This is a genomic window from Cohaesibacter gelatinilyticus (genome assembly GCF_900215605.1).
GTDB lineage: Bacteria > Pseudomonadota > Alphaproteobacteria > Rhizobiales > Cohaesibacteraceae > Cohaesibacter > Cohaesibacter gelatinilyticus.
Map to the genome: position 1 here is coordinate 172,508 of NZ_OBEL01000007.1, position 14,659 is coordinate 187,166.

At 51.9% G+C, this 14,659-nt stretch carries 14 protein-coding genes; 3 read left to right on the forward strand and 11 right to left on the reverse strand.

Annotation, left to right across the window (positions count from 1 at the left end; all coding sequences use genetic code 11):
• Positions 1-126: 126 nt before the first annotated feature.
• The 6 genes from CRO57_RS21860 to CRO57_RS21885 form a co-directional block, all read right to left on the reverse strand.
• Complete coding sequence (locus CRO57_RS21860) at positions 127-750, reverse strand: GntR family transcriptional regulator (RefSeq protein WP_097155648.1); 624 nt, start codon at positions 748-750, stop codon at positions 127-129.
• 86 nt (positions 751-836) lie between these two features.
• The gene (locus CRO57_RS21865) at positions 837-2,273 is read right to left on the reverse strand and encodes an amidase (RefSeq protein ID WP_097155649.1); all 1,437 of its coding nucleotides are present in this window, start codon (positions 2,271-2,273) and stop codon (positions 837-839) included.
• Between the two features lie 165 nt (positions 2,274-2,438).
• The gene (locus tag CRO57_RS21870) at positions 2,439-3,755 is read right to left on the reverse strand and encodes a TRAP transporter large permease (RefSeq protein WP_097155650.1); all 1,317 of its coding nucleotides are present in this window, start codon (positions 3,753-3,755) and stop codon (positions 2,439-2,441) included.
• Positions 3,752-4,321, reverse strand: coding sequence for a TRAP transporter small permease subunit (locus tag CRO57_RS21875; RefSeq protein ID WP_097155651.1), 570 nt, complete (start codon positions 4,319-4,321; stop codon positions 3,752-3,754). Before CRO57_RS21875 ends, CRO57_RS21870 begins: the two co-directional genes overlap by 4 nt.
• 96 nt (positions 4,322-4,417) lie before the next feature.
• Entirely contained in the window at positions 4,418-5,500 is a 1,083-nt protein-coding gene (gene dctP / locus CRO57_RS21880) for a TRAP transporter substrate-binding protein DctP (RefSeq protein ID WP_097155652.1), read from the reverse strand.
• A gap of 411 nt (positions 5,501-5,911) precedes the next feature.
• Entirely contained in the window at positions 5,912-7,534 is a 1,623-nt protein-coding gene (locus CRO57_RS21885) for a thiamine pyrophosphate-binding protein (RefSeq protein ID WP_097155653.1), read from the reverse strand.
• Between the two features lie 419 nt (positions 7,535-7,953).
• On the opposite strand from CRO57_RS21885, the gene CRO57_RS21890 reads away from it, so the two are divergent.
• Positions 7,954-8,415: an SgcJ/EcaC family oxidoreductase gene (locus tag CRO57_RS21890; RefSeq protein ID WP_097155654.1), complete on the forward strand. Its 462-nt coding sequence runs from the start codon at positions 7,954-7,956 to the stop codon at positions 8,413-8,415.
• 35 nt (positions 8,416-8,450) lie between these two features.
• On the opposite strand, the gene CRO57_RS21895 is transcribed toward CRO57_RS21890, so the two are convergent.
• The 4 genes from CRO57_RS21895 to CRO57_RS21910 all read right to left on the reverse strand — a co-directional run bounded on the left by CRO57_RS21895 (position 8,451) and on the right by CRO57_RS21910 (position 12,098).
• On the reverse strand, positions 8,451-9,494 hold the full coding sequence (locus CRO57_RS21895; RefSeq protein ID WP_210200971.1) for a PLP-dependent cysteine synthase family protein: 1,044 nt from the start codon (positions 9,492-9,494) through the stop codon (positions 8,451-8,453).
• A gap of 103 nt (positions 9,495-9,597) precedes the next feature.
• A complete protein-coding gene (locus CRO57_RS21900) occupies positions 9,598-10,209 on the reverse strand; it encodes a TetR/AcrR family transcriptional regulator (protein WP_170956212.1) in 612 nt (203 codons plus the stop codon).
• Positions 10,194-11,654, reverse strand: coding sequence for an amidase (locus CRO57_RS21905; protein WP_244580180.1), 1,461 nt, complete (start codon positions 11,652-11,654; stop codon positions 10,194-10,196). Before CRO57_RS21905 ends, CRO57_RS21900 begins: the two co-directional genes overlap by 16 nt.
• Before the next feature lie 81 nt (positions 11,655-11,735).
• Entirely contained in the window at positions 11,736-12,098 is a 363-nt protein-coding gene (locus CRO57_RS21910; protein ID WP_097155656.1) for a winged helix-turn-helix transcriptional regulator, read from the reverse strand.
• A gap of 91 nt (positions 12,099-12,189) precedes the next feature.
• On the opposite strand from CRO57_RS21910, the gene CRO57_RS21915 reads away from it, so the two are divergent.
• Positions 12,190-13,110: an SMP-30/gluconolactonase/LRE family protein gene (locus tag CRO57_RS21915; RefSeq protein ID WP_097155657.1), complete on the forward strand. Its 921-nt coding sequence runs from the start codon at positions 12,190-12,192 to the stop codon at positions 13,108-13,110.
• A gap of 110 nt (positions 13,111-13,220) precedes the next feature.
• Here CRO57_RS21915 and CRO57_RS21920 read toward each other — a convergent pair whose 3' ends face one another.
• Positions 13,221-13,793 carry a TetR/AcrR family transcriptional regulator gene (locus CRO57_RS21920; RefSeq protein ID WP_097155658.1) on the reverse strand — a complete coding sequence of 191 codons (573 nt, stop codon included), beginning with the start codon at positions 13,791-13,793 and terminating at the stop codon, positions 13,221-13,223.
• 74 nt (positions 13,794-13,867) lie between these two features.
• Here CRO57_RS21920 and CRO57_RS21925 point away from each other — a divergent pair, with 74 nt between their 5' ends.
• Positions 13,868-14,659, forward strand: a complete 792-nt coding sequence (locus tag CRO57_RS21925; protein WP_097155659.1) for a crotonase/enoyl-CoA hydratase family protein — start codon at positions 13,868-13,870, stop codon at positions 14,657-14,659.

Consider the following 14,659-nt stretch of genomic DNA (forward strand, 5'->3'; position numbering starts at 1 on the left):
CAAATTCGACCATATTGCAAGGGATTATGAGCCAATTTTCAAAATTATCTCTAATTATTCAAATTTATTGCGCAAATTATCTATATATCTATAAATTCAGTTTAATTTTATCTATAATTTTGACCTTCAGATCTTTATTCTATGCCCTGGATATCGCACATGTCTGGCCAACAATTGTACTGCATGATCAATATCGCGATTGCGCAGGGCATTCAGGATGGCATGATGTTCCCTATTGGTTGGCATGCCCCATTCCGTGCGCCAGCCTGCAAACAAAAACCGGGCACTCGTCAAATACAGATCATCGATAGTCTGTAATAGCCTCGGCATGCCACATGGCTTCAGAAGGACACGATGAAACCGCCGGTTTGCTTCTTCCCAACTCTGGACATCTCTGGCATTATCCCCGTCCAATATGGCTTTTTCCGCAGCATCTATAATGGCTTGAGTGAAGTGAGGAGCAGCATGACGCAAGGCCAGAGCTTCAAGCGATGCCCGCATCTCGGCCACCTCACGCACATCGTCAGCGGTAAAACCCGAAACCCTCACCCCACGACGGGGCTCACTTTTTGCCAAACCCCGTTGCTCGAGCCGTCTGAAGGCCTCTCGCACAGGCACATGGCTTGCACCAAATTCTTCAGCAATGTGATCTTGCAGGAGTTTGGTACCAGGTTCAATTTTGCCTGATATGATCCGGCTGGCCAGTTCACGGCAAATTTTGTCGGCGAGGGGTTCTGATTTGGTGGTCATGATATTTTATAGATAATATGGATTCTGACTGATGTCGACAAGCGATTTACGACCAACCACAAGAAGGCTCGGGTCTGATAAATCTGCTATACGCCACTATTGGACCGCTCCCATAACGTCTCGACAAGAATTCCTGCCTGATTTTCGATTATTGCCGCCGCATCAAGAACCTGAGATTCGTACAAAGCCCTGCCAATCAATTGCACCCCAACCGGATGACCATTTGACAGGCCTGCCGGAACAGCGGCAGCCGGCAGCCCCAGATAATTGACGATACCGATGAAGCGTGCACTATCCTGATAGAATGCCCGACTTTGCTCCTCACTTTCTATATCGCCTCGTGGTGAGGGCGCATCCTGCGCAACAAGAGGCGTGAGAACGAGCGGATAATCTTCCATGAAAGTGCACCAGACACGAAGATGGTGGAGACGCTTTCCAAAGGCAGCCATATAGTCAGGAAGGTCAAGCATCCGACCATAAGTGTCGCAGAAAGACAGCGATGTCTTGAAATCCTTCCCCCCCATGGACAGCATATCATCGCGCATGGCAACACATAGCTCGGTATAGAGAATATCCCACCAGTTTTGCCAGCATGGATCAAGGTCGGGCAACGTCACCTCTTCCACCTCATAGCCTGCATTGTCCAGCCAGTCAGCAGCTTGCCGGATGATGCCCATGACAGCTGCAGAGGCCATCACACTGCCTGGAACCTTGGCAACAGCAACTCTGACAGGATTTGCACCAATATTTTTGACATCCAAATCTGAAGCCGATGCAACAGACCATGGATCACGGATATCGAAGCCACTGATCACATCCAGAAACAATCTGGCATCTGCGACATTGCGTGCCATTGGCCCTTGTGACGAGAAGAGCTGCATGCCAATGGGCCGATTATCCGGAGCGCTGGCATTATGATGAGCCACACGCCCCAGACCTGGTTTGATCGCAACCACGCCATTGAAATGCGCCGGATAGCGCAAGGATCCGCCTATATCATTACCATGGGCCAATGTCCCAATACCTGAAGCGAGAGCCGCCCCGGCACCACCGGACGATCCTCCACAGGTGATTGCCTCATCCCATGGATTGAGAGTCAGGCCATAAAGGGGATTGTCAGTAAAAGCCCGCATCGAAAATTCGGGCGTATTTGTCAGGCCAATACAAACTGCACCTGCATCATACAGCCTTTTGACAACGGGAGCATCAAGCCACGCAATATTATCGGCGAGCGCTGCGACACCCGATGAGTTTGGCAAACCCGCAATATCAATATTATGTTTGAGAGTAACAGGCACCCCATGCAAGGGGCCCGGCTCGACACCACAAGCAAGCGCCTCGTCCGATGCCTTGGCCTGCTTGATGGCATGATCACCCAGATCAATCGTGATGGCATTGATAGAAGGATTGGTTCGCCGCATATGGTCAAGCTGAGCCTGAACAACCTCCAGCACAGAAACACGATGCTCACGAACCGCATCACGGGTTTCCAATGCACTCCATTGCCAGATCGGCTTCGACATAGATGGGTCTTCCTGTCCTGTTCAGCTGTTGCGGCAAACATAAACAGACAGCACTCATGGAAACCAGCACAGAGACCCAAAGTCCACAATGCAAATATGGTGGAAGATATCAGCTCTGCACGCTCACCCAGAGGGTCAAAAGCATGCAAAGCCGAATATTCCCAATCAAAGCCCGACAAGAAGACTTGGCAACCAGGTAGTGGTTTCGGGGAAGAGGATAATGACCAGCAGAACAAGGCCCTGCGCCACCACAAAGGGCAGAACACCCTTGTACATATGGCCATAGGTCATCGATTTGGGAGCAATGGCCCGCAAATAGAAGATGGACGGCGCCATTGGCGGGGTCAGATAGGATGTCTGGATCACGACCAGAACCATCATGGCAAACCAGACCGGATCAATACTTGTTGCATTGATCACCGGGGTGAAGATTGGAATGAAGATCAGTACGATCGACACCCAATCGAGAATAAACCCGGCCACAAAGACCACCAGCAGGAAGAAGATGATCACGCCTGCATCGCCAAAGCCGATGACACCCACCATATCGCGCACCATGCTGCCGCCCCCATGAACCGCAAAGATGCTGGTAAACATGGTGCCGCCCGTCACGATCAGCATGATCATGGCGGTGATCTTCAAGGTTACGATCAAGGTGCCTTTGAGCATTTCAAGGTTCAATTCCTTGAAGCTGGCAGCCAGCACCAGAGTACCCGCCGCCCCAACGGCCGCAGCCTCGGTTGCAGATGCAGCACCCGCCAATAGCGAGCCAAGCACCAGAACGATCAGGATCAAGGGAGGGAAAAGCGCCAACGCGGTGGTTTTCAGCTTCTCACCAATTGGCATGTCATTGTCTTCGATCTTGATCACCGGAGCGTCTTCTGGTTTCAGTATTGAGCGCACCAGAATATAGAGAACAAAGAAAGCCACCATCAAAAGGCCGGGAATGATCGATGCTGCAAACAAGGTTCCGATCGATAGCTGCGCGATGGAGGCATAGACCACAACGATAACCGACGGCGGAATGATTGTTCCTAAAGAGCCACCCGCACAAATGGTGCCTGCAATCAGATCATTCTTGTAGCCAGCCTTGGTCATGGCCGGAATGGCCATCAAACCAACCACGATTTCGACCGCACCGACGACGCCGGAGGCCGCTGCAAAAATCGCACACATGGCAATGGTGGAAAGAGCCAGACCGCCCGGCATCCGCCCCATCCAAAGCTGCAAAGCCCAGAAGAGACGTTTGGCGATGCCCGAGCGCTCCAGTACAGCGCCCATGAAAATAAAAAGCGGAATGGCAGCCAACAGATAATTGGAAGCGGTATGAAGCAAAGCACCATAAAGCTGCAAGAAGACCACATCACCGAACATCAACCAGCCAAAGCCAACAGCTGTGGTGATCAGCGCAAAGGATACCGGCAAGCCTGCAAAGACCAGAACGAAGAGCAGGCCAAACATATAAAGAGGCATGAGGCTCATTTGTCACTGTCTCCCATGACTGTATTGGCTATGCCAGTTTCGTCATCCAACTCTTTCTGTGCTCCCTCACCCGGATGCGACAAGCCAAGGACAAATTTCAAACCCTCGCTGAGGAACTGAAAGGAAAAGGCGATCAAACCAAGCGCGATCAAACCATAGAAAGGCCACACCAACGGCGCCCAGGGGCTGACGCTTTCCACTTCCTGTGTCAGGAATGCCTTGTAAGCCTTGGAACTCGAGACCCAGGAAAAGGCCACAAAGATGGGCAGCAGAACCAGCAGATAGAGCAATCCATTGATCCATTGCTGTGTGCGGCGTGGGAAAAGCTGGGAGAGAAAGTCGATACGAACATGGGCATCTTCTTTCAGGGCAAAGGCTGCGCCTAACAGGAAGATGGAGCCATTGAGCATATAGGAGATATCAAAAGCCCATAAGGTCGGCGCGTTGAGCAGATAGCGCGCAAGGACTTCATAGAGCATGGATGCGATAAGCAACAGAATGGCCACCTTGCCCAGAAAGGCAAAGAAATCGGCCATCCGATCAATCATGGATATGACAGGACGCATAAGAGATTCCCAAACTGAAACTGGCTAGGACACAAACTCATCAATCAGATGAATAAAGAAAGGCGGCACCAGAATTTCCGGTGCCGCCTTCAGGTCCTAGTCTTTGGAATCTCTTACCAGATAGCCGGAATTTTCCGACCAGGCTGCTTGATAGGCAAGATAATCAGACAGGACTTTCTGCATGCGGTCCTTGCCATCCTTGGCCATCTTGTCTGCCTGCTCTTGCGCCCAGTTACGCCCAGCGGCACGGATGGCTTCCGAATCCTTTGGTTTCATATTGACGAACTGCACCTTGGTTTTGCGCAGATCCTGCATCGCCTTGATGTCCTTGTCACCAAAGTAAGTGAAGCTTTCATAGGTGGTCAACTTGGCAGCGGCGCTTACCAATGCCTTCAAATCATCCGGCATCTCTTTCCAGGTATCCTGTTTCACGAATACTTCCCAAACGAAGGAAGGCTGATGAACACCTGGCATGATGATGTAAGGGGCAACCTCATGGAAACCTTCGGAAATGTTAGCACCCGGAGTGGACCATTCGATGGCATCCACGCCTTTACGCTGCAACAGGGTATAGATCTCGTTGCCCGGAACAACGGTCGGCACGCCACCAAACTTTTCTTTCAAAACTGCTGCAAAGGCACCGGAAGTGCGATATTTCACGCCTTTCAGATCATCGACTGTTTCAATCTTCACATTGGAATGAGCCATGATCTCGGACGTACCGACACCCACAACCATGGTGTGCAGACCCATTTCCTTGGCCCGGAATTCCTGCAGCATTTTTTCGCCACCGCCCTCATAGAGCCAATGCAAGGTCGCCTCACCAGACATACCACCCGGGAAGCTGGCGAAGATGGCATTGGTCGGGTCCTGATTGACCAGATAGGACGGGGTGGAGTGACCGGCTTCCACGATGCCATCCTGAACAGCTTCATAAGCCTTGAAGGCAGGGGCCAACACACCCGCACCAAACGGCTTGATCTCAACCCGGCCATTGGTGACGACATCAACATTCTTGGCAAAACGCTCCATGAAATTCTGGTAGAAGAACGACCCTTCGCCAATGGCAGCGGTCATTTTCCATGTCACGTCCGCAGCTTGAACAGACGTGCTGCCAACGACCAGAAATGCCGCAAGCGCAGCAGCGCCAACCTTAGGTAAACTACTGAATTCAATCATTATCTTCTCCTCCGAAAAGAGCTTCCTTGGCTCTGGATTGTGATTTTCATTGGCCATTTCCACTATGATTTTGGATTGGATTTTTTTGTTATCAGCGGCGGCAATGATCTGCTCTTGTAAGGACTATGGCAGATTTTGTATTTTGGATAGAGTAGATTGGATACAATATCCTTTCAACTGTTTTCTTGAATTTCCGTAAACTCTGTGGATGTCAGCATGGTATTACAATTTGATTTTTTGAGAATCAGGCGTGCAAATTCAGCATTTTACGACCAACGAAAACTGGCAGATTTCCGAGAATTTTCAGCTGGAAAGAGATAAAAAGAAGGTCGGATCAAACAACAAAAAACGCGACCCTTCATGACAGTAGAAAGGCCGCGATGCGTCATTTTGAATTTTCACGCAATTCGTTCAGATCCGCATACGCGGAACATCATGCGGATCAAGCATGAGATTGATCAGCATTGGCCCTTTACGTGTTTCCAATGCCTTGATGGCTGTTTCCAATTCATCACTGGATCTCACATCAATCCCCTGCCCACCAAGAGAAGTGGCTACTTCACCAAAGGATGGCCAATGGAATTCGGTGAGGCTTGGGTCCATCTTACGATCCAGGAACTGGATATGCTCGGCGCCATAAGCGGAATCGTTGGCAATGATGACAATCAGATCCAGTCCTTGCTGCACGGCGGTGCTGAACTCATTGATGCCGCCCATCATGAAACCGCCATCCCCACTGAACAGCACGACAGGACGATCAGGTGCGGCAACACCTGCACCAATCGCTTCTTGCAGACCCTGGCCAATCGCACCGAAATTGGCGGTCACAATGCTGTTCCGCGGATGAGAGACCGAAATCCGACACCAGACTTCGGTCATGAAACGCCCGCCATCCGTGACCAGAACTCGATCTTTTGGCAGGGTTTCTTCCAGCCGCTCCAGAGCATGGACATAATTGACATAACCTTCGCTTGTCTGGTCCGACCCAACCGGATGAGCAGTCAGAATATCGATATCCAGCTCTCGGGTGAAGCCACTGGCCGGAATCTCTGCCTCATTCAACCACCATAAAATGGTCTCAGCCGTCAGACCACAATCGGCAATCAGCGCCGCATCGGGATGAAGCCCGCCACCGATCGCCGTCGGCTCCACATCCACTTGCACAATCCGCTTGCTCTTCATCAGCTTGCCGCGATCTGTGGTAAAATCATGCAAACTGGTACCAAAACAGATGATGCAATCGGACTGGGCAATCAGATCATAGGCAGCAGGTGTGGAAAGCGTGCCGAAAATATCGATATTATAGGCATAGTCAGAGAATAAGCCCTTGGCTTTCAGGGTTGTTGCCAAGGGGCATTCCAGACGCTCGGCCAACTTTATCAATTGCTCTTTTGCATCAACCGCACCGCCACCAGCCAAAATGAGTGGGCGACGCGCCGAGGCGATCATGCCGATGGCTTCATCCAGAATATCGCCTTCTGCAACGCCACCAGGCTTGGTGAAGACATCCAGCACATGGCTTTCATACTCCACCTCTTCCCACATGAAATCAGCAGGCATGTTCAACACGATCGGGCGGCGTTCAACCTGCGCCCGATAGAAGGCACGCGCCACATCGCGACTGGCCAGCTCTGGCGTACGCACTTGTACAAATCCCGCTCCCGTTGCTTTCACCACTTCGCGCTGATCAATACCTTGCAGATGCCGGGGGTTGGCCACTGGTGTATCCCCAGCCAACAATACAATGGGAGCATGTCCGCGCACCCCTTCGGTCAGGGCCGTCATACAATTGGTCAGGGCCGGACCATGGGTAACGGTCGCCACGCCAACCTTGCCCGTGACATGAGCATAGGCCAAAGCCATGAGAACCGAACTTCCTTCATGGGCAGCCGGCACGAATTTGCCATCGCAATCGCGCACATAACTATCAACCATGAACAGATTGGCATCCCCCATCAGACCGAACACGACATCGACCTTATGGTCACGCACGGCCTGAGCAATGGCTTGATGGACATTCAGTTTGCGGCTCATCAGTATTCTCCCCTATCTCCTACCTTTAGAAATAGCGAAAAACAGATGCAAACAGTGTGCAATGATTGTCAAAATATTAAATTCAAACGCGCATATATGATATAAATTGCGATAAATATGCAAATTTTACAAAAAACTCGCACAAATCCTTTTGCGTAACAATCAGCCGTACACCAAGGATCCAGACACACAAAAACCATGCATCCGAAGATTTGTGAGTTTACGTCCTGAAGTCCGCAGGGCAGACTTTGCACTTGAACCTGCAGTGCCCGATTGAAAAATCTCCGCCTGAGATTTTTCGGCTGCATGTCCAGCCCTCTCCCCCTCCCAAGCCACCCGTCATGGTACCCTCGTGGGCGGTTTGGGAGGGGGAGAGGGCTCGGCTCGGGATTTTTAAATCAGACTATCAGGAGCAAACCATGAATTTCGCAGAGCAACCTGAAGACATCCCTCACCTGTTTGCGAAATTCTGGAATGAAAAGGATGCCCATGCCTTGGCATCCCTTTTTGTCGAAGACGCAGATTTCGTAAATGTGGTCGGTCTGTGGTGGCACAATCGTCAGGACATAGAAAAAGCACATCATTACGGCCTCACCACCTTCTTTCGCGCTTCAACTCTAGTAGTCAGACGAACCAAACTGCGTCAGGTGAATGACGATGTTGCAATCGTTCACGCTCGCTTCAAACTATCGGACCAATTGGACCCAGATGGCCAGACACTCGAGCCTCGTTTCGCAATCCTGGTCTTTGTAGCTCAACGCTTTGACACTGGCTGGCAAGTCATAACTGCACAAAATACCGATATCGTTCCCGGCATGGAAACCAATGTGGTCAGAGACAACACAATCACGCCCATGGACTATAGAAAGCCACAGGATTGAACGGCACAAAAGGACATGATCGACGGCCCCTTAGATCAGTTCAGTCTGTTCAACTTATCGCTATAGTCGCTGATATCGCCGAGCTTTTCTGCCACCCATTGCGAATTGTAATAGGTGTCCAGATAACGGGTTCCGCTGTCACAAAGCAGGGTGACGATTGAGGCACTTTTGTTTTGTGCTTTCAGCTCCTGTGCGATCTTCAATGCGCCCCAGAGATTGGCCCCGGTGGAGGCCCCTGCCTTTCTGCCGATCAGCTTTTCCAGCCAGAGTATGGTGGCGACGCTGGCACGGTCAGGCACCTGCATCATGTGATCGATCACATCTGGCTGAAAGGATTGCTCGACCTGAGGGCGACCGATGCCCTCGATCCGGCTGGAGGCCTGAATGGTCAGATCCCGGTTTTTCTGGATATAGGCGTCATAGAAAACCGAATTTTCCGGATCGACCACCATCAACTGGGTCTCATGCCCTTTATAGCGAATGAAGCGTCCCAAGGTGGCTGATGTTCCGCCTGTGCCAGCACTCATGACGATGGTATGCGGGATTGGATGATCTTCCTTGGACATCTGTTCGAAGATGCTTTCGGCAATGTTGTTATTGCCGCGCCAATCTGTAGCCCGTTCGGCATATTTGAACTGGTTCATGAAATAGCCGCCGGTCTCTTCGGCCAGTTTCACCGCAGCACAATGCATCTCGGTCGCCTTGTCGACGAAATGGCATTGGCCACCATAAAGCGTGATCTCATCGATCTTGCGCTGCGCCGTGCTGCGCGGCATGACCGCAACAAAGGGTAGGCCAATCATCCGCGCAAAATAGGCTTCCGATACCGCTGTACTGCCAGAGGACGCCTCAACGATGGTGGTTGTTTCATCCAGCTTGCCATTACACAAAGCATAGAGAAAAAGGGATCTCGCCAGACGATGCTTCAAGCTTCCTGTCGGATGGGTGCTTTCATCTTTCAGATACAGATCAACGCCATTCAAACCCGGCACCGTCAGTTTGAACAAATGCGTATCAGCAGAACGCTGACTGTCAGCCTCAATCTTCTTGATGGCTTGCGTGATCCAGTTCGTCATCATGAAACCCTTGGTTCGGTGAAGCTCTTTTGGCCACCATAGCAAAGGGAAAAACAAGTTGCTATCGACGTAAATCAGGACCGCCCAATCGGGCTGTATAAAGAGCTTACCCCTTGAGCAAATGGCTCAACCCCGCCAGTTGAAATCGCCAGAAATGAGTCAGCGTGGCTTCGATATCTGAACGCTCGCAATAGCACTCAAGGATATCGACAATCATTTCGGCAGTGCGGGTGAATTGGCGACGCAGAATAAAATTCAGATGCTCGTCGGGGTCAGCAAGCCCGCTATTCTTACGTAAGTAATTGAGGGTTTGACGTTCCATCTCCTTGATGAACAGATCGCGGATGTGATCATAGCGCGTACCGTTTGCTCCGCGCAGCAAAATGAGGACGGAAAGCCGCTCGCTCACCCAGAAATCGAGCTGGGCTTGCGCAGCTGGCCAGTCCTTTTGATCGCTTTCCAGCCAATCGCCCCTTGCCTCCAGCTCTCGCAATCTTGCCCGCAACAATCGCAGCAGCTGCGCCGCATGAGACGGCGGCACGACGGCATAGAAGACCTCTTCCTTGTTCTTGAAATATTTATAGAGATTGCTGGTCACCGTCCCGGCACGCTTGGCAATGTCAGCGAGTCGGGCTTTCTCAAACCCATCTTCGGCGAACACAAGGGCGGCAGCATCCAGAATGCGCTGCCGGACTTCTGGCTTCAGTCTTTGTACCAAGCGTTTCGCTCCCACATCTCAAATATCTTGCCCTGCCATGGCTGCGCCTCTTCCAATTGCAGAGCAAGAGAGAAGAGCACATCATCCTGCCCTTGCCGGGCCGAGAAATGGCTGCCCAGCGGCAGACCGCCTTCATTCCAATAAAGCGGAACAGACATGGCAGGCCAGCCAGCAATGGATGGAATGACCGTATAGCAGGCGACCTCTTCCACGAAAGCTTTTAGCGCATCGACCGGGCCATCGGGGCGATATTGTCCCAAGGGAAATGCCGCATAAGGCGTGGTGGGCGTGAGGATGACATCGCACGCCGCCCGTGAGGCCTCAATGGATTTGGAAGCTTCTTGCAAAGACAGCCCTGCTTGCGCCAGATAATCAGGCCCCAGTTCCCGCCCTTTGGCGACCAAAGCCCGGGTATAGGGTTCGAACCCATCTTCATTATAATGCTCACCAAAACCAGCTTTCAGTTGCTCGAAGGTCAGTGCCATCACCACGCCCATAAGCGAGAAGAAAGTCTCCGCCACCTCACCCCGTTCAAATTGTGGAGACTGAATCTCGACAAGCTCATGTCCCAGTTCCTCACAAAGACGAAGGGTAGAAGAGAGCGCAACCAGGGCGGATGCGGATGGATTGGGTCCGTTCTCATCTATCGCATAATAGCCAATGCGGAGGCGTGCGGATTTGCGCTTTTGAAGCTGATCCCATTGCAGCTTCTCAGGGACAGTCTCCTCTTCTGTTGCCATCAACCAGGCAATGCTGTCACGCACGGATCGGCTGGCACAATGGTCGCTGTTAATGGCAGTCATTGGCAGTTCGGCTGGCATGCCGTTGGAAACGGTTCTGCCCCGGCTTGGCTTAAAACCAAAGAGCCCACAAAAGGATGCAGGCCCACGGATCGATCCACCGCCATCGGACGCATGGGCGACAGGCACAAGACCAGCAGCTACTGCAGCAACCGCCCCACCTGATGAGCCGCCAGTGGAGCGAGACAAATCCCAGGGATTACGGGTCGCGCCTTTGGCCAAAGTCTCCGTGGTGCCGAGCAAGCCAAATTCCGATGTGGTGCTTTTACCCAGAGTGATAAAACCTGCGGCATCTATTGCCTCAACATACGGGGATGAGGTCAGACCGGGGACAGTATCAAGCAAGCGGGACCCAAAGCCATTGGCATGGCCGGGATAGGAGAGCACATCCTTGATCAAGGTTGGCACCCCGGCAAAGGGACCATCCATTGATACCGCCTCGCTTTGCTGCAAGGCCAGATGGAAATTGTGAGAGGCAATGGCATTGATATCCGGATTGATCCGCTCGATGCGTCTGATGGCTGCCTGCACCAAATCCTTGGATGTCACCTCTCCTCTCTTGATCAGATCAGCCTGCGCCAATCCATCCAAATGCACAAAGTCATCGCTTGAAGTCACGCTTTTTATCACTGCATCCATGCTCATGCTGAATTCCTTCTTTGCTGGTAACTCAAAAGAGAATTAATGATTCTCTTTTGAAATGCAAGAGCACGAGATGAAAAGTAATCACTCAGAAGATTGATCACTCTCTCTGTTGTCCGTTAGATGCACCGCCCAGTCCTTGGCAAAATCTCCCAAGGGGCAAAGCTGATCATAGAGGCGCAAGCCCAGCTCCGTTGCCGCATAGCCCTCATCACTTTTGTAGACAAAGCCCGCAGCTTGCAGCTCTTTCAGGCGTGTATTGAGTGCGGCCGGAGAAATCGTTTCGCACTTTTCCTGCAAACGGCGAAAGGTTGACGGCCCAATCTCACAAAGCGTCCAAAGCACCCCCATGGCCCAATGACGGCCAAGAAGATCGAACAATGCCATGATGGGAGCCCCGCTCCTGGATCCACGCACCGGCTGGCCCGGCATCGGAATTTTGGTCATCGACTTCTCTCTCATTAATCAGGCTTGCTATATTTTTTATAGCAGATTAGAATTGCTATAAATTTTATAGCAATATTCACAGAGATCGCCAATGACCAAAACAGCCAATTATGAAATCCGGGACGACAGATTCCGCCGCAGCGTGAAACTGGATGAACCTATTGAGCAAATCTGGACCGGAGGCAAATGGACAGAAGGCCCGGTCTATTCCCCAGCCTATCGCTACCTGATCTGGAGCGACATTCCCAATGACCGCCGCCTGAAGTGGGACGAGCTAACCGGAGCCGTCGCCGATATCCGCAGTGGCCTTGGTTGCTATACCAATGGTTCAACCCTCGACCGGCAAGGTCGGATCATTGCTTGCGAACATGGCACCCGTAGCGTCACCCGCATTGAGCATGATGGCTCCGTCACCACGCTCACCAGTCATTTTCAGGGCAAGCGCTTCAACAGCCCCAATGATGTGGTGGTACGCTCGGACGGCAGCATCTGGTTCAGCGACCCCGCTTATGGCATCGAATCCGACTATGAAGGCTTTCAGGCCGAGCCCGAGCTGGATGGCGAACATGTCTATCGGTTGGATCCGCAATCAGGAGAGATCCGCCAGGTCACCACAGACTTTGCCTGCCCCAATGGCCTTGTCTTTTCACTGGATGAACAGACCCTCTATATCGCCGATAGTGGCGGTACGCGCTATGCCAGCGGTGAGCATCACATCCGCGCCTTTGCCGTTGAGCCAGATGGCAGTTTGAGCGGTGGCGATGTCTTTGCCGAATGTGAGGCCGGTGTCTTTGATGGTTTCCGTCTGGACAATCAGGGCCGCATCTGGACCAGCGCACAAGATGGCGTGCATTGCTATCACCCGGATGGAACCTTGCTCGGCAAGATCTTTGTGCCGGAAGAAGTCTCCAATGTCTGCTTTGGCGGACCAAAGAGAAACCGCCTCTTCATCACCGCTTCCACCAGTCTTTATAGCGTTTTGCTCCCGACCACCGGTGCCAAACTTCTATGAGGAGACAAATAAAAACCCAGACGCATGAAACTGAAGGATTTGATAGAAGCGAGCAAGTAAAGCGCTAGCAGAAAATTATCAAAGATCAAAGAACACACAGACCTACCGTCTCATTCAGCATTCAAAACCATCGAATTTGCAGCGCGCCCTGCGGCTTCGATATAGGCTGGATCATGATGCACGAGGATGGTTGAGAAAGCCCCATCCATCAGCAACACAATATGGCGCGCCAATTCTTGCGAACTGGACAGCCCCCGTTCCTGAAAGATTTCGCTCAACCAGGCTTCGAATTTCTTTTTATGAGCAGAGCCAACTTTCATGGCCGGATGGCCAGGCATATTGGCCAACTCGGCGGCGGTGCGCAAAAAGCCGCAGCCCTTCCATTTCGGGTGGCGGGCTGATCGGGCCAAATTCACGAAGATCGCCTCAACCTTTTCGGCAAGCGTCCCTTCCGCCTCTTCAAACCATTTTCTAAATAGGGCTAGATTGGGTTGATCGCGCGACACCAAATAAGCCTCGATCAGATCGTCCTTGCTCTTGAAATGGTAATAGAGGGTTTTCTTGGTAATCCCGGCCTTTGCCGCGATGGCATCCACACTTACAGCCCGAATCCCCTCGTCATAAAACAAGCGATTGGCAGCATCCAGAATACGGTCTTTTGCAGAAGGCTTTGTGGTCGGCATATCTATGTATACTACATAGTGAGTATACGTCAAATTTTCGGCGCGCTAGGCTCTCCTTATCAAAGGAGATTTGCATGACCGACTTGATCAAATATGAAACCCACGGGCCCATTGCTCTATTGACCCTGAACCGTCCGGAAAAGCTGAATGCGCTCAATTATGCCACCAATGACAGATTGCTCGAACTGTTGGACAAGATCGAAGATGATCCCTCGATCAGAACGATAATACTTACCGGTGCAGGCGAGCGAGCCTTCTCAGCCGGGGGTGATATTCATGAGTTTTCCCAGAGCATCGAAGCAGACATAGACGGAGCCGTGAAAGCCTTCTGTAAACGCGGCCAGACCATGACCTCACGCTTGGAGAGCTTTCCAAAACCAATCATTGCGGCCGTCAATGGCATTGCCTTTGGAGGCGGATGTGAAATCACTGAAGCCGTGCATCTGGCCATAGCCAGCGAAAGGGCGCTCTTTTCCAAACCGGAAATCAATATCGGCATTCCGCCAACGTTCGGCGGAACACAAAGATTGCCACGCCTTGCAGGCCGCAAACGGGCACTGGAATTGCTTCTAACCGGAGATCGCTTCTCACCACAACGCGCCTATGAAATGGGGCTGATCAATAAGGTCGTCCCGCACGAGCAGTTATTGGAAGAGGCATTCGCCCTTGCACATCGTATCATCCGCCACTCCCCGCTTGCGGCATCGAGGATCATCACGGCCGTGACAAGAGGCATCAACACCACAATCGATGAAGGCCTGCTGATCGAACGCGAGCAATTTGCGCGTATGGCAGCAACCTCCGATGTGCGGGAAGGGCTGCATGCCTGGATAGAAAGACGCGAGCCAATTTATGCAGGACAGTAG

Bases quoted from the DNA above. Each gene is read 5' to 3' on its own strand.
- CRO57_RS21860 (WP_097155648.1), bottom strand. From the start codon at position 750: ATGACCACCAAATCAGAACCCCTCGCCGACAAAATTTGCCGTGAACTG.
- CRO57_RS21865 (WP_097155649.1), bottom strand. From the start codon at position 2,273: ATGTCGAAGCCGATCTGGCAATGGAGTGCATTGGAAACCCGTGATGCG.
- CRO57_RS21870 (WP_097155650.1), bottom strand. From the start codon at position 3,755: ATGAGCCTCATGCCTCTTTATATGTTTGGCCTGCTCTTCGTTCTGGTC.
- CRO57_RS21875 (WP_097155651.1), bottom strand. From the start codon at position 4,321: ATGCGTCCTGTCATATCCATGATTGATCGGATGGCCGATTTCTTTGCC.
- dctP (WP_097155652.1), bottom strand. From the start codon at position 5,500: ATGATTGAATTCAGTAGTTTACCTAAGGTTGGCGCTGCTGCGCTTGCG.
- CRO57_RS21885 (WP_097155653.1), bottom strand. From the start codon at position 7,534: ATGAGCCGCAAACTGAATGTCCATCAAGCCATTGCTCAGGCCGTGCGT.
- CRO57_RS21890 (WP_097155654.1), top strand. From the start codon at position 7,954: ATGAATTTCGCAGAGCAACCTGAAGACATCCCTCACCTGTTTGCGAAA.
- CRO57_RS21895 (WP_210200971.1), bottom strand. From the start codon at position 9,494: ATGATGACGAACTGGATCACGCAAGCCATCAAGAAGATTGAGGCTGAC.
- CRO57_RS21905 (WP_244580180.1), bottom strand. From the start codon at position 11,654: ATGAGCATGGATGCAGTGATAAAAAGCGTGACTTCAAGCGATGACTTT.
- CRO57_RS21910 (WP_097155656.1), bottom strand. From the start codon at position 12,098: ATGACCAAAATTCCGATGCCGGGCCAGCCGGTGCGTGGATCCAGGAGC.
- CRO57_RS21915 (WP_097155657.1), top strand. From the start codon at position 12,190: ATGACCAAAACAGCCAATTATGAAATCCGGGACGACAGATTCCGCCGC.
- CRO57_RS21920 (WP_097155658.1), bottom strand. From the start codon at position 13,793: ATGCCGACCACAAAGCCTTCTGCAAAAGACCGTATTCTGGATGCTGCC.
- CRO57_RS21925 (WP_097155659.1), top strand. From the start codon at position 13,868: ATGACCGACTTGATCAAATATGAAACCCACGGGCCCATTGCTCTATTG.